We start from the raw sequence: 22,512 nt of genomic DNA on the forward strand, positions 1-22,512 counted from the left end.
AACACTAGTTAATTTAGATACTAAATAATATAGTAAACTTGTTCTATTGTATAGGCAAGTTTATTTTTTTTGCAAAAAATGATAATTCGTGAAGAAAAATAAAAAAATATGAAAAAATATATTTACAAACCCTTTTATAAATGGTAATATTTGATTATAAGTTAAAACAAATGAAAATAGGTGGAAAAATATGAAGTTAGCAACAAGAATAAATTCGTATCTACGAATTCCAAATTATGATTTGGAAAAAACATTTCGAAATTTTGAAGTGGCTGGATTGAACTACGTAGATTTAAATTATCCTGAACATACTGATAAAATGTCAGTTTCTGAGATGGCAACTCTTTTAAACAAATATCATCTAAAACTAAATGGTGTAGCTCTAAGATTTAGACAAGAATTTATTAATGGTGAATTAGGGAACAGCAATCCTGAGATAGCTAACAAAGCATTACAATTATGTAAAGATGCTGCAGATTATTGTAGAGAGATTGGAGGGAAAGTTGTAACGATTTGGTTAGGTTTTGATGGTTTTGATTATAGTTTTCAAATTAATTATCGAAAGGTATGGGATCAGTTAGTTTTAGCGTATCAAACGATATGCGATTATGCTCCCGATTTACTCATTAGTATAGAATATAAACCTTACGAAGAACGCTCGTATGCTTTTGTAGATAGTATGGGGGTTACCGGTATGTTATTATCTGAAGTTAATCGGAAAAATCTTGGTGTGACTTTGGACTATTGTCATATGTTAATGAAACATGAAAATCCTTCTTTTGCAGCGGATATATTCGGAAGTCGAGGTCAGTTATATGGTATTCATGCTAATGATGGCTATGGTGTTGCAGATGATGGACTAATGATAGGATCGGCTTCTCCGTTTAAAACGTTAGAATTGCTTTATTACCTGAAAAAAAATAAATATGATGGTGTGATATACTTTGATACCTTTCCTGTGATTGAACCTGCGGTTGCAGAAGCTAAGCATAATGTCCAAATGATTACCTATTTGGATAAGCTGATTGATAATTTAGGCTTAGATTATATTCAATCTATTATTGATAGTAATGATGCTATAAAAGCTAATAATTTAATGTTGGAATTTTTGAAAGGGAAAAATGAAGGTGAATAATTATGGCAGATCACAAATTAACCGCTAAAGGTATTTTAGATAATGTAGGTGGACCTGAAAATATTACTAATATGACACATTGTGCCACTCGTTTGCGTTTGAATTTGAAAGATATCTCAAAAGCAAAAGATGAGAATGTAAAGGCAGTGCCAGGGGTTGTTAATGTTATTAATAAAGCTGGTCAATATCAAGTGTTGATTGGAACAGAGGTTCCACATGTATATGATGAATTTGAAACGTTAGTAAAAGGTAGTGGTAAAGATAATTTGGAGACAAAAAGCTCTCCCAATGGAAATCTTATTAGCAATATTTTTTCTGCAATTTCTGCGATTTTTGCACCTTTATTACCTGCTTTAGCTGGTTCTGGAGTTTTGAGAGGACTTCTAATTTTAGCTGTTCAATTAGGTATAATCACTGAAGGAAGTGGTACCTATAGTATTCTGATGGCAGCTTCGATGGCAGTATTTTATTTCTTACCTGTGTTATTGGCTTTTTCTTCGGCTCGAAGATTTGGGGCTAGCCCTTATATATCTGCTTTGATTGGAGCTGCTCTTTTACATCCTGATTTCCTTGGACTTTTAGGGGATACGGGAAATGGTGCAATGACTTCTTTTTTTGGAATTCCTGTAGTTCTCATGAATTATAATTCAACTGTGGTTCCTATAATTTTGTCTATTTGGGCTTATTCATTCTTATATAAATGGTTAGATAAACATATCCCCGAAACATTGAAGTTAGTAATTTTACCGCTTATTTCTTTAATTATTATGGTACCCTTAACAGTTATTGTAATCGGTCCTATTGGTGTTTACAGCGGTGAAGCAATTGCTAATGTTGTAAACTGGTTGATTGAGCGTAGTGGAGCACTAACAGGGATTCTTATCGGAGGTGGTTGGAGTGTTCTTGTTAGCTTTGGTATTCATTGGGCAGTTAATCCAATTATGATTAATAATATTTCTCAAAATGGCTTTGACTATATTGTTCCTTTGACCTTTGCATGTAATTTTGCAGTTATTGGAGTAGCTTTTGGAGTTTGGCTAAAAGCTAAAAATAAAACGTTGAAAAATTTTGCGATGGCAGGTGTTGTTACAATTGCACTATCAGCTATTATTGAACCAACTTTGTTTGGATTGTTGGTGAAAAATAAGAAATTGTTCTTGTCACAAATCATTGCTGGAGCAGTTGGAGGGGCTTACCTTGGATTTACAAAAGTTGTCACTAATGCTTTTGTATTCGGTAGTGTTACGACATTTCCTGCTTTCATTGTTGACAATGCTAATGTTATAAATGGAGTTATTGGCTTAGGTATTTCTGCATTAGTTGGTGGAATTTTAGGATTTATCTTTACAGAAAAGGATGATGAGTTAGCATAAATAGAACATAATTGAAGGGAATAGATTTTTTTAGTATTATGGTATCAAAAGAAAAATAGATGAAGGTGTAGCATGATACCATATGAAAGACAACAAAAAATATTAGGACTATTAAAAGATACGGAATTAATCAAATTTGAAGAGATTGAGGAAGTTTTTCCTAGTGTGTCTGCATCTACATTACGTCGAGATCTTAAAGAACTTCAAAAGAATAATAAAATTGAGTATTTATCCGGAGGAGCAGTAAAGTTAGTTTCTGCAGTAGGAGAAATTCCTATTGCTACGCGAAATCATTTATACAGTGCCCAAAAAGAAAAAATTGCAAATATAGCTGTTAATTACATCCAAGATGGAGATATTATTTATTTGGATTCGGGATCAACTTGCTCAGCACTTTTTAAAAAAATTGTTGATAAAAGGATTACAATATATACTACAAATACAGATATTTTTGGTATTACTGGTGATATTTCTGCTGAAATTATTACTCTTGGTGGGCAATATAATCCTATTAATTCATCTGTTAGCGGCCCTTTAACAGAGATTAATTTGAAAAATATTTATTTTAATAAAGCCTTTCTTGGTGTTAATGGTATAGATGAAAAGTACGGGGTAACAACTCCGACACTCGCTGAAGCAAATAAAAAGAGTATAGTGCGAGAGCATTCAGACAATACTTATCTTCTTTGCGATAGTACAAAATTTCATAACCTTTCAAATGTAAAAGTTTTTAATTTAAAAGATGTTGTGGTTATTTCAGATAAAAATGATGAGACATTAGGGAAAATAGTAACTTTGATTTCAAAAGAGTAATTCAGACTAAAGGATTTAAGTAGTTCTAGTTAAACTAGGACTACTTATTTTAATTTGGAGGAAATATGAAGAAAATTTTAGCGCCAAGTATGATGTGTGCAAATTTTGGGAATTTAGAAAAAGAAATAAAAAAATTAGATTCTGCAGGAGTTGATATGTATCATTGTGATATTATGGATGGTTCTTTTGTACCTAACATGACAATGGGAATTAATGATATAAAGATTGTACGGAAATATACAGATAAACTAGTTGATTGCCATCTAATGATTGAAAACCCTGCTGAAAAAGTTGATTGGTTTATTGATGCTGGAGCAGATCTTATTTATATCCATCCGGAAAGTGAGCGTTATATTGTAAAAACGTTAGGTCATATAAAAGAAAGAGGGAAACTAACCGGGCTAGCGATTAATCCTGATACAAGTATTGAAACGATCCATGAGATGTTGGAATTAGTTGACTATGTGTTAGTAATGACTGTCAATCCCGGATTCGCTGGTCAACAATTTATTGATTTTACAAAAAAGAAAATTATAAAACTTGTAGAGCTCAAAAGACATTTTGGATATAAAATAATGATAGATGGGTCTTGTAGTCCATCAATAATTGAAGAACTTAGCAGACTTGGTGCGGATGGATTTATTTTGGGCACAAGTGCGCTTTTCGATAAGGATAAGTCGTATGATACTATAATAGAGGAGTTAAGAGCATTATGAAAATAGGTATTGGAAATGACCACGTTGCTGTGGACTATAAAAAAGAAATTAAACTCTATATTGAAGAAAAATATGGATATGAAGTAATCAATTTTGGAACTAATAGTTTCGAACGTTTCAATTATCCAGAATCTGGTAAGGCAGTCGCTGAGGCAGTGGTAAGTGGAAAAGTGGATAAAGGAATACTAATTTGCGGAACTGGAGTGGGAATTGGTATATCTGCTAATAAGGTTCCTGGAGTTCGTTGCGTCATCTGTAGTGAGCCTTATTCGGCGAGGTTATCAAGAGAGCATAACAATACCAACGTGCTTTCATTTGGTTCTCGTGTAATAGGGATAGAACTTGCTAAAATGATAGTAGACGAATGGTTAAGTTCTGAGTACGAAGGAGGTCGACACCAAGTTCGATTAGATATGATTGATGAAATAGAAGAGCAGAATAAACTTGTCGATTAATAGAAATGCTTTCAATTATATGGGTAGAATTTTTAGTTTTACAAAAGTGAAAAAACTGAGTCTTTCTCCTAACTTTTTCGAATAAATAGTTAGGAGGAAATCTTATGTATAATAAAACGATTTTAATTGGCCGCTTGGTGGCTACGCCTGAGATGGTGAAGACGCCTAATGATAAGTCTGTGGCACGTGTGACGGTTGCTGTCAATCGCCGCTTTAAGTCTAAGGATGGCGAGCGTGAAGCAGATTTTGTCAATGTAGTCTTTTGGGGACGTTTGGCAGAAACGCTAGCCTCTTACGGAACCAAGGGTAGTTTGATTTCATTGGATGGAGAGTTGCGAACGCGCTCATATGAAAAAGACGGGCAAAAACACTATATGACAGAAGTCTTAGGACAATCCTTCCAATTGCTAGAAAGTCGTGCCCAACGTGCCATGCGTGAGAATAACGTAGCAGCAGACTTAGCGGATCTAGTGCTGGAAGAAGATCTGCCTTTCTAATGTCTTAGTGGCTTCCATAACCTTATTTCTTAACTCGGAAGCAATGATCGCATGTTCATGCGGTCTTTTTTTTATGACAATAAATCCCACTTTTTATGAATGAGTTGAGGATAATATTAAATGATAAATGTCACAAGTTTTTGTGACATTTGCAAATTGATTTTAAATAGCAACTTGATAAACTCATATATGTAAGCGCGCACAAAAGATAAAAGAAACTTAGCTTCGTGATATATTACATAAACAACAAGGAGAAAGATAATGGCGATCAAGGAAGAAACAACATGCAAGAATTGGTTTATGAAGAAAAGTGGAAAAAATTGGATTTATGGTTGCACGACCCTAGTTGCAACAACTCTTGTGTTAGCGGCTCCTTCTGTTTTAGCGGAGGAAACTATTGATGACGCGACGCAGATGACTGAGCAGACAAATACAGAATCAGATATAAATTCAGCTGAACCAAATCCTCTAGTAGCTGAGGTGAGTCCTACTTCACTTATAAACAGTAGCGATGGAGAAGCAGTTGCACTAGATGAGACACCAGCATCGTCTACTCCATCGGTTTCAGGAGATACGCCAGACCTAGTAATAGATAGTCCTAGTGAGTTACAGACTAATCCAACTAAGACTTCCATCGCAAATAATAATAGCGAATATTCAACTGCATCAGATGACTCTATTACTGAGACACCAGCATCGTCTTCATTTGATGTTCCGAAGTTGGATCAAGAAACGAGTCTTGACAATTCGGAGTCGTGGATAACTGTATCAAATATAGAAACACCTCTCGAAATAAGCACTCGTTCTGTATCAAATCCTCTAGAAACAGGTTATCAAACCAACCTGGAAAATCTAACACCTGTTAGTGGTATATGGGAAGAAAGATCAGATGGCTTATATAGTAATGCTGTTGGGAAGGGTGATAATTTCTTACAGACGACCTCATTTGGGAAAAATTTTACATTTGAGACTGATGTAACTTTTTTGCAAAATGTAGGGGCAGCTTCTCTAATTTTCCGATCTAATAATGATATGGAACATTTGAGCAACTATACAGTCAACCTAGATGCGAATAGTCATAAAGCTGAACTATGGCGGTGGGGCGAAACGAATTTAACAGATGAGAAGGAAGTACCGTCAGCACCGGATAATAAATATCATCTAAAAGTTACAGCAGTGAATGGTTGGTTGTCATACTATGTTAATGGTGTTTTGGTTGCTAATTTAGGTGATCACATTTTACAATATGATGATAGAGGACAAAATACCTATATTCCTTCTGGTTATTTTGGGTTGCTCAATTGGAACGGTGAAATGATTTTTCAAAACACCTATTACACTGAGTTAGATGATACAGATGTTCCTCTAATTTTAGATATAGCGGTGACCTCGGAAAGTGGGGAGGTGGAGAAAAAAGGTCAGTTTTTCCCGGAAGAGCCTACTCATATTCAATATGCTAGCAATGAAGCTGATACTATCAACTTAAACTTCACTCTTAAAAATAATAATCAGATCAAAATTATTGATGCTATGGGCAAAGTTTATAGCCCTCAAGATGCTATACCAATTGAGGTAGGTAGAAATGACTTGATAATTGAAAGTACCGTTATTGGCGCATCTGGCGAACCAGTTACCTTAATCTATAGATTGAACGTTCACCGTAGACAGGTTGATGGGATCTATTATAATGAACCATACCGCGATCAATACCATTATTCAATCAAGGATGGTTGGGGCAATGATTTGAATGGTTTGGTTTACTATAAAGGTACCTACCATATGTTCCACCAATTTTATGATGATAATAATTGGGGACCAATGCACTGGGCCCATATGACAAGTAAGGATTTAATCACTTGGGAAGAGCAGCCGATTGCCTTATACCCAGATGCCAATGGGACAATGTTCTCGGGCTGTATTGTTGTAGATGATAAAAACACCTCTGGTTTGTTTGATAGTCCAGAAGGAGGTCTTGTCGCAATAATCACTGTAAATGGCGAGGGACAGCGTATCAAATTAGCTTATAGTAATGATGAAGGTAAAACTTGGAATAAAGTAGATAAGATAGCGGTTGATTGGTCTGAGGATCCTTTAGATAACAGAGATTTCCGTGATCCAAAAGTCTTTCGATGGGAAGATAAATGGTTTATGGTTATTGCTGGTGGACCATTACGTATTTACTCATCTGATAATTTAAGAGATTGGACTGTGGAAAGCACTTATACTGATCTTCACACTGAGTGTCCAGATCTTTATCCTTTGCAAGCTGACGATGGTAGTTTGAAGTGGGTTTTATCACGTGGTGGACGATACTACAAGGTAGGTAACTTCACTCCAGTAGATGGGAAATGGACTTTTGTTCCTGATGTTGAGTATCAAGACCGCGATGAGGTTATGAACTTCGGTAAGGACTCCTATGCTGCGATGACCTATTATATCCAAAGTTTTGGAACCTCTGACAATCCTACTATTCCAGAGCTAATCGAAGGCAACTGGATGAATACTTGGGATTATTGTCGTATTGTTGGAACAACTTTAGACCAAGAATTTAACGGCACCTATAACCTCAATTTGAAACTAGGTTTAGTCAAAGATGGAGATGTATATCGTTTGACGCAAACTCCAATTGATGCTTATACTTCTCTTCGTAACATAGATCAGGCTTTGCATTTCGAAAATGTTGAAGTTAGTGAAACTAACACTTTGCTTGATGGTTTTGAAAGTGACAGTTATGAAATTGTCTCAACTTTTAGTCCGAAAGAAGGAACGAAAAAAGTTGGATTTGATGTTCGTGTTGGTGATGGTGAATTAACTAGAATTGTCTATGATCTTGAAACGGAAATATTATCGATTGATCGTAGTCAATCTGGGGTTATTTTAAATAGTAGCTTTGCAGAAGTTAATCAGCAAGCTGTTAGGAAAAATGCCGATGGTAGTATTGATCTTCATCTCTTTGTTGACCGAGCAAGTGTAGAAGTTTTTGCTAAAGGTAATACCGTTGCTGGAGCTAATCAAATTTTCCCCGCTCCGGATAGTCTAGCGGCTAAAGTATTTGTTGAAGGTGAGAGTACTAATGCAGATATTGCTATTTACCCACTGAAAACCATTTGGAAAGATAAAGTCACTCCTACAGAACCTGTGGCTATAAGTTCTACAACTCCAGAATATAATCGCATAAATGTAGGCGATCAACTTGATTTATCAGCATATTTAGTTCCGTTTACTAAGGGAGGAGAATTGGTATGGAAGCTAGATAATGCAGATATTGCGTCCTTAGATGTAAATGGTAACAGGGCTCAGTTGACAAGTCTTGCTAAAGGAAAAGTTACAATTACCGTTAGCTCCAAAGAAAATCCTGACTTGGTTAAAAAAATAGTAGTTGATAATCTTGAAAACAACTTCAATACAAATTTTAAAGACTTGAGAGCTTTGTCTGGAGATTGGTTGGTTGACGATGAAACATTATTTGTTGAAAATCGAGGCTCCAACGATATCTATATGTCAGGAGAAAAAGTCACTAGTCCTACCTATGCTTTGTCAGCAGATATTAAGTTTGAACGTGGATTAGTTAATCTTTTCTTTGCTTCAGAGAAGGTTGATCCAGCTCAAGCTTACTCTATCCAGCTTGGAAGCGATAATAAAATTAGACTTTTCCGATTCTATGGAGATACTATAGCAGAGAGTTCTATTCCAGTAATTCTTAATGATAATACCTATCATCGTGTAACAGTGATGAAAGGTGAGGCCAGTGTAGAAGTTATTATAGATGGTGTGTCTTATCTAAACTATCAATTTGATGATGTAGAGCCATACTTTACAGATGCTTATGTTGGAATAGGCATTTGGGATGGTGCAATGGAAGTACAGAATTTATGGCTTACGCTCCCAGAAAAAAGTTCGCCAGAGATTGTTACACCAGATAAGGTAGAAGTAGACATTCCAGAAGGAGAGAACACTGATGAAGAAGAATCAAGGATAATCTCTGTAGTTGATAGTAATCGAGCAAATTCAGCGTCATCATCTAATTTGACAATAGGAAAATTGAAAATTAGAAACCTCAGCACAGCAAAGGAGAATAATCTATTAGCTTCGGAAAGAAGTTTGCCAAAATCGACTCACGAAACTAAGTTACCTGAGACATCGTCTAAAAATAATAATTTATTGATAGCTCTAGGACTTTCTTTACTTGGTCTTGTAGGATTTGATATTCGTAAAAAGAAAAATCTCTAAGACATGCGTTATATGATATGGCACATAGTGGGAGTACAAGTCTCACAGTGTCTTATCTTTTTAATGATGAAAGCGATTGCTTTGTTTATGTTATAATAGGCTCAGTGATTAGAAATTGAGGAGGTTCTGCATGGTTAGTGTTATTTTTAGTGATGTTGATGGCACCTTAATTAACGATGACTTAGAGGTGACGCCTCGGACGCGAAAGGTTTTGTCGGTAGCGGTAGATGAGGGAATTCTATTTGTGCCTGTTTCGGCTAGAATGCCTGAGGCGATTAAACCGATTATTGCGGATTTTTTGCCCAAAACACCAATTATTTCTTACAATGGAGCTTTTATTCAAGATGAAAATGGTCATAAAATCAACTCCTCGCCGATGCCTGTGGCAGTTGGAGTAGCGATTTGCCGTTATTTAGAAAACAAGCATCCAAAGGTTGCATGGAATGTATACAGTGGTGAGGAGTGGCTATCTCAAAATCGGGAAAATAAATGGATCAAACGTGAGGAAGAAGTGGTAGCTATCGCTTCACAAGAGGCTGATATCACAAAGATCTCAGAACTGTCTGAGATTCATAAGTTACTATTGATGGGTGATCCTGAGGAGATTTTAACTGTGGAAGCAATTTTAAAAGAAGCTTATCCAGAACTATCTATTGCCAAGTCTTACCCCTATTATTTAGAAATCATGGCTTCAGGAATCCAAAAGGGGAGTGCGATTCTGCGGTTGCTTGATTATTATGGAATTGATGTGACAGAGACCCTTGCTTTTGGTGATAACTACAATGATCTGGACATGCTAGAAACTGTTGGCCAAGGCTATGTGATGGCTAATGGCCCTGAAGCAGTTCGCCAAAAAATAGGCAAGGTAACCTCGGATAATAATAGCGATGGGATTGCAGAGGTCCTAGAGGAGTTACTGTTTTCACAAAAATAGGCTTTTGACGGAGTGATAAAAATGATATAATCGTCACAAATGCTATCGTAGGACAATGATCGGAGAAGTATGCACTCAATTAAAACGATTTTAGGGTTTTTGTTAACCTTGATGGTTCTGGTTTTAACCACGGTTGTTTATGTGAATCAAAAAATAGATAAGGTCATGGATAGTCGTTTGAAAGTGGGGACAACTTATATGACCATGAATAATCCCTTTTATCAGATTATCAATGCTGAAATTGAAAAAGTGATTACTGAAAAAGGGGGAACCGTCTATACGCGAGATCCTGCTTTGAATAGTCAAAAGCAAGTAGAACAAATCCAATACTTCATCGATCATAGTATGGATGTGATCATCTTAAATCCAGTTAAAAGCGATGATCCAGCGACACATCGGATGGTGAAAAAGGCAGAGAAATCTGGGATAAAGGTCATTGTCGTAGACAGTCAACTTTCTAGTAGTGTTAAGACAACGTCAACCATTGTTTCGGATAATTACCAAGCTGGTGTGCTCCTTGCAGAGAATCTTCTGTCCAAGCGTGACAATGCTAAGATCCTTTTATTGGAGCATCGTGATGCCGTTTCAGGAAATCAGCGCATTCAAGGTTTTGTTGATAGGATTTCTAAGGATGCTCATTACCATATTGTTGGACGAGAAGAGAGTCTTGGTCAAACAGAGGTAGCTATGCCAGCTGTGGAGAGTTTTTTGAACGACTCTCAGTCCTTTGACGTGGTCATGGCTCTCAATGATCTGGCAGCGATTGGAGCTGTAGCGGCTTTGGATAAACATGATGTTAAAGAGTCGGTTTTAGTCTATGGTGTTGATGGGTCTCCTGATATGAAAAGTCTGTTAGATACCACTGATTCGGTGGCAGCAACGGTGGCTCAGTCTCCGATCACTATGGGTCATCAAGCAGCTCGCCTATCTCTTAGAGCTGCTAAAGGAAAAGCTGTCCCTTCTAAGGTGGTGGTACCGGTGGAGTTGATTACCAAAAATAACATAGATCGTTATGATCTCAAGGGGTGGCAATAGTGAAACGATTGAAATTAGTACAGTTTAGTAAATATCTGCTTATGGGGATTAATTTTTTAGCTGTTATTTTCTATGCCTCTGTTTACCTTTTTTCGACACAGTTAATCAGCAACAGCGGTGATAGTCATGCACTTCTCGAGAAGTTGACGGCGGTACCCTACAAGCCGAGTTTCATTTTTATCAGCTCTGTGAGCTTCTTTTTTACCTTAATGGGAGTGATTTGCTATCGTGATTATTTGAAATCTCAAAAATTGAGTGAATTTTGGGACAAGTGGGTTGTTTTTGAGTTACTGACTGCCATTGGATTATTAATCAGTTTACACTTTTCTTATAATGGTTTTCTCCTGTTGGTTTTTGCGGATGTCTTCTATCATTCCAAAGACCTCTATACCTTGCTTGATAAACGCTATTGGCTGGTCTTTCTTTTTCTTAGTTTTGGTCTGCTTTTGCTGACGGATGTCAATGTCATTTCATCAATTATGCCTTTGCCAGCGGTTGATACTTACCTTAGTTTTTTGCCTTTTTACTGGCGTATTTCGCTGATTGTTATCAAAAACTTACTGAATTCTCTGAATTTGATTGTTTTTATTGTGTCATTGATTTCTTATATCATGTATGCCATCACGGAAAAACACCACCTCGAAGAAGAGGTACGCATGGTGTCTCAAGTCAATGCAGAATTAAATAGCTATATTGCTTTGACGGAGAAAATTACAGAAGATAGAGAACGAAAGCGTATCTCGAGGGAAATCCATGATACTTTAGGTCATGCCTTAACGGGGATTTCTGCTGGGATAGATGCTGTCCGTGTCTTAGTTGATATTAATCCTCAAAAGGCTAAGGAGCAACTAGGGAGTGTTTCTGAAGTTGTGCGAGCAGGCATTGTTGATGTTAGACGGTCCTTGAACAAGCTCCGACCGGATGCTCTAGAAGGCAGAACCTTGAAAGATGCTCTTTGCAAAATTATCAAGGAATACCAAGAGATTTCGCAGATTACGATTCATTTTTCCTATGAATGGGAGACCATTGATCTCAGTGTTGCAGCTGAGGATGTGATTTTCCGGATCGTACAAGAGTCCATAACGAATTCGGTCCGTCATGGTCATGCTAGTCAGGTAGATATTCACTTGTATGAAGCAGGTGACTACATGATGACCATACAAGATAACGGTGTCGGTGCAGAAGAGATCACTTTTGGTTATGGCCTTATGCAAATGCGAGAACGTCTAGCCATTATTGGTGGTTCAGCAAACTTTAATGGTGAACATGGATTTACTACCCAAATTCATCTCCCCAAAGGATAAAACAAGGAGCAGTTAGATGATAAATGTAATGATAGCAGATGATCAAGAATTGATTCGAGAGTCCCTGACCATCGTTTTGTCAGCACATGATGATATTAATGTTTTAGCCTCTGTCGAAGATGGTTTTTCAGTTTTATCGGCTCTGGAAAAGGCTGTTCCGGACGTGATGTTGATGGATATTCGGATGCCTAAAATGGATGGTGTGGTCTGTACCAAAGAGATTAAGCAACGTTACCCTCAGGTCAAGATCATCATATTAACGACATTTGATGATGATGAGTTTATTTTTTCGGCATTGAAATATGGTGCCTCGGGCTATCTTTTGAAAGGTGTTTCGATGGACGAACTCTACCATGCCATTCAGACAGTTTATAATGGCGGTGCTATGATTAATCCGGATATTGCTACCAAAGTCTTTAAAGCTTTCTCGCAAATTCCTCAACAAGAAACTACCATTACAGTTGACGAGACAGAGATTTCTCATTTGTCCAAAGCAGAGTGGCGAATCATCCAACAGGTGGGTTTTGGTTTGTCTAATAAGGAAATTTCCCAAAAGTTATTTTTATCTGAAGGAACGGTGAGAAATTACCTGTCTAATGTCTTGTCAAAATTAAATCTAAGAGATCGCACACAGCTTGCGATTTGGTCAGTTCAGACGGGCGTGACGACAAAAGATTTTGGTAGAGATGATGGTTAAGAAAAAATCTTTTAAGCTTGTTTTGTTTGTCGTTTTGGTCACTCTTTTTTCTGCAGTGCTTTTTTGGCTCAATCGTCCCAAAGAGATCAAACTTTATTTAGGTATTCACGAGGGGTCTAGTTGGGGTGTCCCACAGGGACAAGACAATCGTGTCTTGGATGACATTATTGACCGTTTTGAGAAAAAACATCCTGGGGTTGATGTTGTCTATGAGAGCGGCATTCGTCAGTCTGATTATTCGGATTGGTTAGCTGAAAAGATGGCCAAAGGAGAGGAGCCAGATCTTTTTATGGTTCCAGATAAGGATTTTAACTTACTGGCTTCTCTTGGCTCCTTAAAAAACTTGGAGCCATTTGTTAGCAAGGGCTTTGACGACGATCGGTTTTATAAGGTGTCCTATCAAGCGGGTAATTATCATGGTGATCAGTATGCTCTTCCTTTTGAGAGCAACCCCATCATGATGTGTATTAATAAGGATCTGTTAGAAAAGTCGGGGTTTAGTATTCCAGAGTCCGATTGGAGTGTAACGGATTTCTACAAGATGGCCAAGGCAGTAACCAAAGATGTCGATGGTGATGGGCAATTAGATCAGTTTGGTCTTGTCGACTATGAGTGGCAAAATGCTATGGCTGCCTATGGGGATCCGATTTTTAATGCTAATGGAGATCAGGTACATCTCAATACCACTGCTACTAAGAACGCCATGACTCTGATGATGAATTTGACTTCCTTATCTGGCAATTATGAGGTATCAGCTCAGGATTTTGACCAAGGAAAGGTTGTCTTTAGACCCATGACCTTAGCGGAATATCGGACCTATAAACCTTATCCTTACCATATCGCCAAATACACAACCTTCGAGTGGACTTGTGTCCCAATGCCAAGTGGAAGAGCAGAATCAAAGGCGACGCAAGTTGAGACATCACTATTTGCCATATCGGCTCGTACTAAAAAAACGGCATTGGCCTGGGAATTGTTGCGATTATTGACTTATGATAATGACTCTCAGCAAGCATTGGTCAAACAGTCTCAAGGAGCTTCTGTTTTAAAAACAGTTATGATTTCACAAGAAACGCAACAATTACTACAGGAAGATACTTTTGGAAGTGATTCTTTAACGGCTCCGATGCTGGATCACACCTTACGAGATGGCTTTAATTTGCCCAAATTTAAACAGTTTAATGCCGTTTATGAGGAAACCGACTACTTAATTAACCAATCTCTTAAAAATGGCACGATCGAAACAGATCTTGCAATGATTGAAAAGAAACTAGCACAGAGTCTGCGATGAAATAGCAGATCTTCCTAATGCTTGAGACCATATGGTTTCAAGCATTTTTTGTCTCTAGCCAGATCTTGTATCTTAGGACATATGGTAAGGATTGTCATGATATTAAGAGACAGGATAGTAAGCCTTTGTTGTGATTTTTGACAGCAGTCTCTTGCGATATGACAAATGTCATTTTTTCTGATGACATCTTTCCATATATAAATATGACATCTAGCAATTAAAAAACGCTTCCAAAATAACTAGAATAAAGGTAACAAAAGGAGAAAAAATATGAAGTATTTAGTGCTTGTCAGTCATGGTGGCTTTGCAGAAGGGTTAAAAAGTTCCTTAGCCATGTTTGCTGAAGATAAGATGGATCAGGTCATTGCAGTAGGACTCAGAAATGGTTCTTCAGTTGATGAGTTTGCCCTCGAGGTACGATCGGCTCTTGAGTCTCTTACCCTCGAAGATAGTGTTGTAGTCCTAGCAGATATCGTAGGTGGTAGCCCATTAACAACGATTTTGGGTATCTTAGATGAAAAAGGTTTGTTACTAACAGCGACTGTTTTGGGAGGGATGAACCTTCCTATGGCGGTGACATCGGTTGTTATGAAAGATGCCCTTGAAGGAGATGCTTTTGTAGCAGCAGTACTGCCGGAAGCATCTGCAGCCTTACAAGAGTTCAAAGTTGCTACAACTACCGATAACGACGAGGATGATGATATTTAATTGTTGCTCCCTTATGAGTTAATGCTAAAAAATACTAAGTTATCTCAGACTTATCAGGTCTATTTTTGGAAATAAAAGAAAAAGAGGAAAATATTATGTCAGTTTCATTTGTGCGTATTGATGACCGTATGATTCACGGGCAAACGGTGACCCGTTGGGCGAAAGAGTATCCATGCGATGGATTGATTGCCGTTAATGATGCCGCAGCAGCAAACAAAGTTCTTACCCAAGCTTATAAAGGAGCTTCTGATAAGAAAACTTTTGTATGGACTGTTGATGCTTTTGGACAAAAATCGCAAAAAGTTTTGGATTCAGATACCCGCTATTTTGTGATTACCAAAAATCCTTTGGACATGAAAAAAATCTTGGTTGACCAAGGCTTTGTTCCAGGAGATGTTAAAGAAATTATCGTTGGTCCAGCCAATGATCGCCCAGGAGCTATTAAACTCGGCAATAACCAGTCTATTACACCTGAAGAAGCTGCGGCTATTGAAGAAATTGAAAAAGCTGGTTATCGTGTTAAATTCCAACTTTTACCAGATGTATCGATTGGCTACTGGTCAGATTTTAGAAGTAAATTCGGTTATTAATCATTTTTAAAAAGGAGATAAATGATGACAATATCATGGTTTCAAGCTGCCTTACTTGGTCTATTTGCTAGTTTAGCATCTATGCCAGGGATGGGTGGTTCAAGTATTGGTAACTATACTCTTGGTCGTCCCTTGGTCGGAGGACTTGTCTGTGGTCTCATTTTAGGAGACATAAAATTAGGGATTGTCTGTGGGGTTGCCATGCAATTGGTTTATATCGCTTTGGTAACACCTGGTGGGACAGTATCTGCTGACGTTCGTGCGGTGTCTTACATTGGTATCCCGCTTGCCATGGTTGCCATTACGGCGCAAGGAATTTCTGCTAGTTCAGGTGAAGCTGCTGACCTTGCCAAATCAATGGGAACTCTTGTAGGTACAATTGGTACCGTACTTTTCTATGGTACAGCAACGATGAACTTGGCTTGGCAACACATTGGTTGGAAGGCCGTTGAAGAGGGAAACTTCAAAAAACTTTACATGGTTGACTGGGGTCTTCCTTGGATTTCACACTTCCTTTTCTCATTCTTGCCAACACTTATCATGTGTAAATTAGGGGCGTCAGCTGTAACAGCTCTCCAAACAGCCCTCCCTATGGATGGTATTGCAATGAAAACCCTCTTTACAGTTGGTGCTCTCCTGCCATGTGTGGGGATTGCTATCTTATTGAAACAATTGGTTGAAAAAGTCACTGACTTTATTCCATTCTTTGTTGGATTTACTTTGGCTGCATCATTAGGTTTGAACTTGGTAGCCAGTGCGGTTATTTCCCTTATCTTTGCCCTCTTGTTCTATGAAATTGATATGGCAAAATTGAAGGCAAACTCTCGTCTCGTTGCAGCCGTAGCAGAGCTGGAAGATGATGAAGAAGAGGAGGATATTTAAGATGGCAGATATGAAGAAAATTTCCCAAAAGACTTTGACTAAGTCCTTCCATCATTGGTATTATGGACATTTAACTTGCTTTTCTCAAGAGCACATGCAAACCTTTGGTTACCTAACATCAATGCTTCCAATTATTGAAGAACTCTATGATGATAAGGAATCTCAAAAGAATGCCATGCAAACCTACACAGCTTTCTTTAATACAGAACCACAACTTGGTACGGTTGTTGTCGGTGTGACTGCTGGTCTGGAAGAAGCACGTGCCAATGGAGAACCTGTTGACGATGAAGCTATCAACGGGATGCGTGCCGGTCTTATGGGACCAGTTGCAGGTATCGGGGATTCATTGATTGTCGGAACCTTGATTCCAGTTCTATTAGGAATTGCGCTTGGTCTTTCAACAGGTGGCTCTCCAGCAGGTGCGATTTTCTATATCGTTGTTTGGAATTTACTAGCTTACTTTGGTATGCGTTTTGCCTACTTCAAAGGTTATGAGCTTGGGGATAAGGCTGTAGAATTCCTAGTAGGTCCTCAAGGGATTGCCATTCGTAAAGCTATCGGAATTGTCGGTGGTATGGTTATCGGAGCGGTTGCCGCAACATGGGTATCTGTCAAAACATCTTTCAGCTTAGGAAGTGCTAAGAAACCTTATTTAGTCTTGCAAGATCAGTTGGATGCTGTGTATCCAGGATTATTGACAGCTATCTTTATCGTTTTCTGCTGGTGGTTAATGGCTAAGAAAAATATGTCACCTATCAAGGTTATGCTTCTCCTAGTGGTTATTGCTTTTGTCGGTGTACTTGTTGGATTCTTTGATCCAGGTCTTTCTTACTAGTTATAAGGAGTAGTGCTTTAATGATGACTCAAAACATGATTAAAGGTTATGAGACAGAAATTGCCTACCAAAAACATATGATTGAAAATTTAGGACGATGGTTCTCCCTATTCTTTATTGTATCAAGTGTTGGAGTGGTTTTATTTGACATCTTTCATCAGGTTAATCTTTGGCTGACAATATTTGGTCTTGTTTTACTTATTATCGGTAGCTTAGGTATGATACTATTTGGTTATGGTATTTATCGAGGTAAGAAAAATGTCTCGAAAGTTATTGAAGATTTTGAATGCAAACTAGGACAATCACGCTAGTTTATCAAACGCTAAAAACATTTTTGTTTTTAGCGTTTTTTACTTTGATGATTGCTGACCAAGTGTTATAATAAATATTGTGATTAGCACTCGGTGATAAAGAGTGCTAAAAAGATTTTTATCAATAGTATGGAGGCGTATTTATGTTAAAACCTTTAGGTGATCGCGTGGTCGTAACCTTTGAAGAAGTAGAAGAAAAATCAGTAGGTGGATTCGTTTTAGCTGGTGCTTCTCATGAAGCGACACAAACAGCTACTGTGGTATCTGTCGGACAAGGTATCCGTACCATTACTGGTGATTTAGTAACGCCAAGTGTTGCTGTTGGCGATAAGGTCTTGGTTGAAAATGGTTCAGGAATTGACGTCAAAGATGGAGACCAAAAAGTGTCTATTATCCGTGAATCAGATATTGTAGCGATTGTAGAATAAAGGAATAGAAAGGAGATAGGGCTAGCTCGTGCTAAGTTTAACTGAATACGGGCTACGGACGGCTGCAAAAAGATGAACCTTGTTTAGACGCTCGCGTCGTCAACAGGTTCCCTATTTTGCTATTGTCCGCTTAACGCCCTTTATATCTTAATTATGGCAAAAGACATTAAATTTTCATCAGATGCTCGCGAGAGTATGGTTCGCGGTGTTGATATTTTAGCAGATACAGTCAAGGTAACGCTTGGTCCTAAAGGACGTAATGTTGTCCTTGAAAAAGCTTTTGGGTCACCACTTATTACTAATGATGGTGTGACCATTGCAAAAGAAATTGAATTAGAAGACCATTTTGAAAACATGGGTGCTAAATTGGTTTCTGAAGTCGCTTCAAAAACCAATGATATTGCCGGAGATGGTACAACTACAGCGACTGTTTTGACACAGGCAATTGTCCGTGAAGGGCTTAAAAATGTCACAGCTGGTGCCAACCCAATTGGTATTCGTCGTGGGATTGAATCAGCAGTCGCCGCTGCAGTTGCGGATCTTAAAGACATTTCACAGCCTGTTTCAGGAAAAGAAGCTATCGCTCAAGTTGCTGCGGTGTCATCACGTTCTGAAAAAGTTGGAGAGTACATCTCTGAAGCTATGGAGCGCGTAGGTAACGATGGTGTTATCACTATTGAAGAGTCTCGTGGTATGGAAACAGAACTCGAAGTCGTTGAAGGGATGCAGTTTGATCGTGGTTACTTGTCACAATACATGGTAACTGACAACGAGAAAATGGTAGCTGACCTTGAAAATCCATTTGTCTTGATTACAGATAAGAAGATTTCAAACATCCAAGACATCCTACCACTCCTTGAAGAAGTTCTCAAAACAACACGTCCACTACTCATCATTGCTGATGATGTTGATGGCGAAGCCCTCCCAACGCTTGTGCTTAACAAGATTCGTGGTACCTTCAATGTTGTCGCTGTCAAAGCACCTGGTTTTGGTGACCGTCGTAAAGCCATGTTAGAAGACATCGCTGTCTTGACTGGTGGTACGGTGATTACAGAAGACCTTGGTCTTGAATTGAAGGATGCAACAATGGCTGCGCTTGGACAAGCGGCTAAAATCACTGTTGATAAAGACAGCACTGTTATCGTTGAAGGTGCTGGCGAAGCTCAAGCTATTGCTAATCGTGTTAACCTGATTAAGTCACAATTGGAGACAACAACATCAGACTTTGACCGTGAAAAATTGCAAGAACGCCTTGCTAAATTAGCTGGTGGTGTCGCTGTGATTAAAGTTGGTGCAGCTACTGAAACAGAGCTCAAAGAAATGAAACTTCGCATTGAAGATGCCCTCAATGCGACACGTGCAGCCGTTGAAGAAGGTATTGTTGCCGGTGGTGGAACAGCTCTTGTTAATGTCATTGAAAAAGTAGCCGCTCTTGAACTCGAAGGTGATGCTGCAACGGGCCGTAACATCGTCCTTCGTGCGCTTGAAGAACCCGTTCGTCAAATTGCTTATAACGCTGGTTACGAAGGTTCTGTTATCATTGATAAATTGAAAAACAGCCCAGTCGGAACAGGCTTTAATGCAGCGACTGGTGAATGGGTAGATATGATTGAAACAGGTATTATCGACCCTGTGAAAGTAACCCGTTCAGCCCTTCAAAATGCAGCTTCCGTAGCAAGCCTCATATTGACAACAGAAGCCGTTGTGGCTAACAAACCAGAACCAGAAACACCAGCTATGCCAGCAGGCATGGACCCAATGGGTGGGATGATGTAATCTAAAAATGACCTTGAATGATTTGATTCAAGGTCATTTTTGTCATCAAGTATTACTTGTTATCTAACTGGTTTGTCATCTATGAAAATAGGGGTTAGATACTTTTTGAATAAGATTTCAAATCAGAACTGTGGTACAATTCTAATCGAAAGGAGTTTTATATGAAGAAAAAGGTTTGGTTTGGGATTGTTTTTTTATCTGCCCTCAGCTTAGCAGCTTGCTCATCAGGGCAGGAGTCTTCGAAAGAGAAGGATGCGCCAAAAGCTTCGTCGTCTAAGACGGTTAAAAAAGCTAAGTCATCATCTTCATCGAAGAGTTCAAGTACATCCAGCAAGGAGAAAACAGAATCTACAGTTTCTGAAACAGAGAGTTCCTCAACAGATATGACGCCTCTAGAAGATGTCTTGACGGAAAAAGGGCAGTTGTCAGGGGTTTCCGAATGGGAAGGGTTTAAAGCTATTGTGTTAGATAATGCTTTGCATGTTTCGGTGACAGGCGAAGATGGCACTACTAAAGAAGTTAAAACAGGCAAAGAGAACGAAAACCCAACACCTTATGCACAGATAGTTGAAAAATTGGGAGAGCCTACGGCTGATGTGGGAAATGGAATGGTGGTTTGGCAGACAGAAAATGCAGGGATTATGCTGATGCTAAGTGGCGATTTTGCTCGCTCTAAGACATTTGAGTTCAAAAAAGGGGAGACTATTTCAGAAACGGCTGTTAATGCTGTTCGTGAGGGTAGTACACCTAAGGAAGTGATTGACAGATTAGGAATGCCTTCAACGATTTCTTACCAGATGAACTCAACGGGTCTTACTTGGAAGGATGATAAGGGGCAATCCAATATCGTTCAGTTTGCGGACAATAAGGTCGTTTCAGTCATGGACGGCAAAAGCAGTGCCAATTTATCAAAAGCCATTACTGGCAACTAGGCAAGAAAGCACTAAAGGGACTAGGGTGGAAGCTTTAGTCTCTTTTTGTTTTCTTTTTGGACCATCCTTCTCAACTGCGATCATCAGACTTGAAGTCGCTTTCTTATTTCCCAAACTTGTGCTATAATCATGAAAAGCTTTAGGAGGGTCAAATTATGTCAGTATTAAAACCAGGCAGTCATCTACGTATTCTTAGTCCGTCAGCTTCCATTGAGCACATTGGTGGCTTTGAAGCCAACTTAGCTGCTAAGGAGACTTTAGAAGCATTAGGCTTTTTCTTATCATTTTCAGAGCATTACTTGGAGCATGATATGCTTGATTCGGCTTCCATTGAGAGTCGCGTAGCCGATTTACATGCCGCTTTTGCAGATGACTCGGTCGATGGGATTCTAGCCACGATTGGTGGTTTTAATTCGAATGAACTCTTGCCTTATTTAGACTATGATTTAATCGCTAAAAATCCCAAGCCTATCTGTGGTTATTCAGATACCACGGCTATTTTAAATGCTATTTATGCCAAAACAGGCCTTCAAACCTACATGGGACCGTCTTATTCTAGTTTTAAAATGGTTGAAGGGCAAGTTTATCAAAGTGAGTCTTGGTTAAAGGCTCTTGGACATACAGCTTATGATTTGGAACCTAGTTCTGAGTGGTCTAGTGACCCTTGGTATGACCCTAGTCAACCTCGTCATTTCATGCCAACAGAGTGGAAATCATATAACTCAGGTAAAGCTAGTGGAACGTTAATCGGTGGTAATTTGTCAACCTTTGGGCTCTTAAGAGGCACTCCCTATGCACCGAAACCGGAGTCTTATGTCCTCTTTTTAGAAGAAGCCGAAGAAGATGATTATTTCGAATTTGATCGCAACCTAGCAGCTATTTTGCAGGCTTATCCTCATCCGAAAGCTCTTGTTTTAGGCCGTTTTCCTAAAGAGTGTCAGATGACACCAGAGCTCTTGCTTTACATTTTAGATAAGCACCCAATTTTAAAAGACATCCCTGTGATTTACGATACTGATTTTGCTCATACCCAACCCTTATTTACCATCACCATCGGTGCTCAAGTGACGGTTGACGTGGATACATTATCAATCCATATTCAAGAATAAAAAACAAAGTTTAGAAAAAATCATCTGAACTCAAAAAGCATCGTATTAAGTGTTTGAACTACTTGATACGATGCTTTTTTGTACAAATATTTAAAGGATTTTTCTTCAAATAATGTCGTTCCTAGTCTAACGGTGAAGATACGAGTTGAAAAGATTTGGTAAACGATTTTAATCGAGAGATGCAGGTTATGAAGCAAATGTTAAGTCTTTTGATGAATAAAGCAAAATGTGTTGTTGAAGTTGTTAGCATCGTTAATACTCATTGAAAATCATAATCTAACGTTGTTCAAGTTTGCTGTTATGAACTTCAAGTTCTATCTGTGGCTCCTTTCCTAGCCAGATTTTGATTTTCTTCGAGTATAGATTTTCTAGTTATAAAAAAAGCTAGACCTGCCAATGCAAGTCTAGCTAGGAGATTATGAAAAAGTTTTAGGAGATAAATAGAGTATACAAATCTTTCC

The 22,512-nt window shown here is 38.4% G+C and carries 21 protein-coding genes; all 21 read left to right on the plus strand.

What is annotated here, in order from left to right:
• Window positions 1-190 precede the first annotated feature (190 nt).
• The 21 genes from C0J00_RS00875 (at window position 191) to C0J00_RS00975 (ending at window position 22,051) form a co-directional block, all read left to right on the plus strand.
• A complete protein-coding gene (locus tag C0J00_RS00875; protein WP_104967120.1) occupies window positions 191-1,135 on the plus strand; it encodes a sugar phosphate isomerase/epimerase family protein in 945 nt (314 codons plus the stop codon).
• 2 nt (window positions 1,136-1,137) lie between these two features.
• Window positions 1,138-2,508 carry a PTS transporter subunit EIIC gene (locus C0J00_RS00880; protein WP_104967121.1) on the plus strand — a complete coding sequence of 457 codons (1,371 nt, stop codon included), beginning with the start codon at window positions 1,138-1,140 and terminating at the stop codon, window positions 2,506-2,508.
• 72 nt (window positions 2,509-2,580) lie between these two features.
• Window positions 2,581-3,321 carry a DeoR/GlpR family DNA-binding transcription regulator gene (locus tag C0J00_RS00885; RefSeq protein ID WP_104967122.1) on the plus strand — a complete coding sequence of 247 codons (741 nt, stop codon included), beginning with the start codon at window positions 2,581-2,583 and terminating at the stop codon, window positions 3,319-3,321.
• A gap of 65 nt (window positions 3,322-3,386) precedes the next feature.
• Window positions 3,387-4,037, plus strand: a complete 651-nt coding sequence (rpe, locus tag C0J00_RS00890) for a ribulose-phosphate 3-epimerase (RefSeq protein ID WP_104967123.1) — start codon at window positions 3,387-3,389, stop codon at window positions 4,035-4,037.
• Window positions 4,034-4,492, plus strand: a complete 459-nt coding sequence (gene rpiB, locus C0J00_RS00895) for a ribose 5-phosphate isomerase B (protein WP_104967124.1) — start codon at window positions 4,034-4,036, stop codon at window positions 4,490-4,492. The genes rpe and rpiB overlap by 4 nt, the downstream gene beginning before the upstream one ends.
• Before the next feature lie 104 nt (window positions 4,493-4,596).
• A complete protein-coding gene (locus tag C0J00_RS00900) occupies window positions 4,597-4,989 on the plus strand; it encodes a single-stranded DNA-binding protein (RefSeq protein ID WP_104967125.1) in 393 nt (130 codons plus the stop codon).
• Between the two features lie 300 nt (window positions 4,990-5,289).
• Window positions 5,290-9,219 (plus strand): GH32 C-terminal domain-containing protein, encoded by a 3,930-nt coding sequence (locus tag C0J00_RS00905; protein ID WP_233995855.1) that lies wholly within the window; start codon window positions 5,290-5,292, stop codon window positions 9,217-9,219.
• A gap of 130 nt (window positions 9,220-9,349) precedes the next feature.
• The gene (locus C0J00_RS00910) at window positions 9,350-10,153 is read left to right on the plus strand and encodes a Cof-type HAD-IIB family hydrolase (protein WP_104967127.1); all 804 of its coding nucleotides are present in this window, start codon (window positions 9,350-9,352) and stop codon (window positions 10,151-10,153) included.
• 69 nt (window positions 10,154-10,222) lie between these two features.
• Window positions 10,223-11,188 (plus strand): substrate-binding domain-containing protein, encoded by a 966-nt coding sequence (locus tag C0J00_RS00915; RefSeq protein WP_104967128.1) that lies wholly within the window; start codon window positions 10,223-10,225, stop codon window positions 11,186-11,188.
• Window positions 11,188-12,492: a sensor histidine kinase gene (locus tag C0J00_RS00920; RefSeq protein ID WP_104967129.1), complete on the plus strand. Its 1,305-nt coding sequence runs from the start codon at window positions 11,188-11,190 to the stop codon at window positions 12,490-12,492. Before C0J00_RS00915 ends, C0J00_RS00920 begins: the two co-directional genes overlap by 1 nt.
• A 16-nt stretch (window positions 12,493-12,508) precedes the next feature.
• Window positions 12,509-13,189, plus strand: coding sequence for a response regulator transcription factor (locus C0J00_RS00925; RefSeq protein WP_104967130.1), 681 nt, complete (start codon window positions 12,509-12,511; stop codon window positions 13,187-13,189).
• Window positions 13,182-14,480: an ABC transporter substrate-binding protein gene (locus C0J00_RS00930; RefSeq protein ID WP_104968793.1), complete on the plus strand. Its 1,299-nt coding sequence runs from the start codon at window positions 13,182-13,184 to the stop codon at window positions 14,478-14,480. Before C0J00_RS00925 ends, C0J00_RS00930 begins: the two co-directional genes overlap by 8 nt.
• Window positions 14,481-14,750: 270 nt before the next feature.
• Complete coding sequence (locus tag C0J00_RS00935) at window positions 14,751-15,188, plus strand: PTS sugar transporter subunit IIA (RefSeq protein ID WP_104967131.1); 438 nt, start codon at window positions 14,751-14,753, stop codon at window positions 15,186-15,188.
• 95 nt (window positions 15,189-15,283) lie between these two features.
• Window positions 15,284-15,778: a PTS system mannose/fructose/N-acetylgalactosamine-transporter subunit IIB gene (locus tag C0J00_RS00940; protein ID WP_104967132.1), complete on the plus strand. Its 495-nt coding sequence runs from the start codon at window positions 15,284-15,286 to the stop codon at window positions 15,776-15,778.
• A 24-nt stretch (window positions 15,779-15,802) separates the two neighbouring features.
• Entirely contained in the window at window positions 15,803-16,660 is an 858-nt protein-coding gene (locus C0J00_RS00945; RefSeq protein WP_104967133.1) for a PTS mannose/fructose/sorbose/N-acetylgalactosamine transporter subunit IIC, read from the plus strand.
• A gap of 1 nt (window position 16,661) precedes the next feature.
• Window positions 16,662-17,495, plus strand: a complete 834-nt coding sequence (locus C0J00_RS00950) for a PTS system mannose/fructose/sorbose family transporter subunit IID (RefSeq protein ID WP_104967134.1) — start codon at window positions 16,662-16,664, stop codon at window positions 17,493-17,495.
• Window positions 17,496-17,515: 20 nt separating this feature from the next.
• A complete protein-coding gene (locus tag C0J00_RS00955) occupies window positions 17,516-17,806 on the plus strand; it encodes a PTS fructose transporter subunit IA (protein ID WP_104967135.1) in 291 nt (96 codons plus the stop codon).
• A gap of 143 nt (window positions 17,807-17,949) precedes the next feature.
• Complete coding sequence (gene groES / locus C0J00_RS00960) at window positions 17,950-18,234, plus strand: co-chaperone GroES (RefSeq protein ID WP_104967136.1); 285 nt, start codon at window positions 17,950-17,952, stop codon at window positions 18,232-18,234.
• Window positions 18,235-18,387: 153 nt separating this feature from the next.
• Entirely contained in the window at window positions 18,388-20,010 is a 1,623-nt protein-coding gene (gene groL, locus C0J00_RS00965) for a chaperonin GroEL (RefSeq protein ID WP_104967137.1), read from the plus strand.
• A gap of 161 nt (window positions 20,011-20,171) precedes the next feature.
• Window positions 20,172-20,942 carry a hypothetical protein gene (locus tag C0J00_RS00970; RefSeq protein WP_104967138.1) on the plus strand — a complete coding sequence of 257 codons (771 nt, stop codon included), beginning with the start codon at window positions 20,172-20,174 and terminating at the stop codon, window positions 20,940-20,942.
• A gap of 155 nt (window positions 20,943-21,097) precedes the next feature.
• On the plus strand, window positions 21,098-22,051 hold the full coding sequence (locus tag C0J00_RS00975) for a S66 family peptidase (RefSeq protein ID WP_104967139.1): 954 nt from the start codon (window positions 21,098-21,100) through the stop codon (window positions 22,049-22,051).
• Window positions 22,052-22,512: the final 461 nt, after the last annotated feature.

Origin of the sequence: Streptococcus pluranimalium (genome assembly GCF_002953735.1) — a bacterium.
In the GTDB taxonomy this organism is placed as follows: Bacteria; Bacillota; Bacilli; order Lactobacillales; family Streptococcaceae; genus Streptococcus; species Streptococcus pluranimalium.

What these genes read in the sequence shown, in the direction of transcription:
- C0J00_RS00945 (WP_104967133.1), top strand. Translation starts at nt 15,803, where the DNA reads ATGACAATATCATGGTTTCAAGCTGCCTTACTTGGTCTATTTGCTAGT.
- groL (WP_104967137.1), top strand. Translation starts at nt 18,388, where the DNA reads ATGGCAAAAGACATTAAATTTTCATCAGATGCTCGCGAGAGTATGGTT.
- C0J00_RS00875 (WP_104967120.1), top strand. Translation starts at nt 191, where the DNA reads ATGAAGTTAGCAACAAGAATAAATTCGTATCTACGAATTCCAAATTAT.
- groES (WP_104967136.1), top strand. Translation starts at nt 17,950, where the DNA reads ATGTTAAAACCTTTAGGTGATCGCGTGGTCGTAACCTTTGAAGAAGTA.
- C0J00_RS00880 (WP_104967121.1), top strand. Translation starts at nt 1,138, where the DNA reads ATGGCAGATCACAAATTAACCGCTAAAGGTATTTTAGATAATGTAGGT.
- C0J00_RS00940 (WP_104967132.1), top strand. Translation starts at nt 15,284, where the DNA reads ATGTCAGTTTCATTTGTGCGTATTGATGACCGTATGATTCACGGGCAA.
- C0J00_RS00910 (WP_104967127.1), top strand. Translation starts at nt 9,350, where the DNA reads ATGGTTAGTGTTATTTTTAGTGATGTTGATGGCACCTTAATTAACGAT.
- C0J00_RS00930 (WP_104968793.1), top strand. Translation starts at nt 13,182, where the DNA reads ATGGTTAAGAAAAAATCTTTTAAGCTTGTTTTGTTTGTCGTTTTGGTC.
- rpiB (WP_104967124.1), top strand. Translation starts at nt 4,034, where the DNA reads ATGAAAATAGGTATTGGAAATGACCACGTTGCTGTGGACTATAAAAAA.
- C0J00_RS00970 (WP_104967138.1), top strand. Translation starts at nt 20,172, where the DNA reads ATGAAGAAAAAGGTTTGGTTTGGGATTGTTTTTTTATCTGCCCTCAGC.
- C0J00_RS00925 (WP_104967130.1), top strand. Translation starts at nt 12,509, where the DNA reads ATGATAAATGTAATGATAGCAGATGATCAAGAATTGATTCGAGAGTCC.
- C0J00_RS00885 (WP_104967122.1), top strand. Translation starts at nt 2,581, where the DNA reads ATGATACCATATGAAAGACAACAAAAAATATTAGGACTATTAAAAGAT.
- C0J00_RS00950 (WP_104967134.1), top strand. Translation starts at nt 16,662, where the DNA reads ATGGCAGATATGAAGAAAATTTCCCAAAAGACTTTGACTAAGTCCTTC.
- C0J00_RS00955 (WP_104967135.1), top strand. Translation starts at nt 17,516, where the DNA reads ATGATGACTCAAAACATGATTAAAGGTTATGAGACAGAAATTGCCTAC.
- rpe (WP_104967123.1), top strand. Translation starts at nt 3,387, where the DNA reads ATGAAGAAAATTTTAGCGCCAAGTATGATGTGTGCAAATTTTGGGAAT.
- C0J00_RS00975 (WP_104967139.1), top strand. Translation starts at nt 21,098, where the DNA reads ATGTCAGTATTAAAACCAGGCAGTCATCTACGTATTCTTAGTCCGTCA.
- C0J00_RS00935 (WP_104967131.1), top strand. Translation starts at nt 14,751, where the DNA reads ATGAAGTATTTAGTGCTTGTCAGTCATGGTGGCTTTGCAGAAGGGTTA.
- C0J00_RS00905 (WP_233995855.1), top strand. Translation starts at nt 5,290, where the DNA reads ATGAAGAAAAGTGGAAAAAATTGGATTTATGGTTGCACGACCCTAGTT.
- C0J00_RS00915 (WP_104967128.1), top strand. Translation starts at nt 10,223, where the DNA reads ATGCACTCAATTAAAACGATTTTAGGGTTTTTGTTAACCTTGATGGTT.
- C0J00_RS00900 (WP_104967125.1), top strand. Translation starts at nt 4,597, where the DNA reads ATGTATAATAAAACGATTTTAATTGGCCGCTTGGTGGCTACGCCTGAG.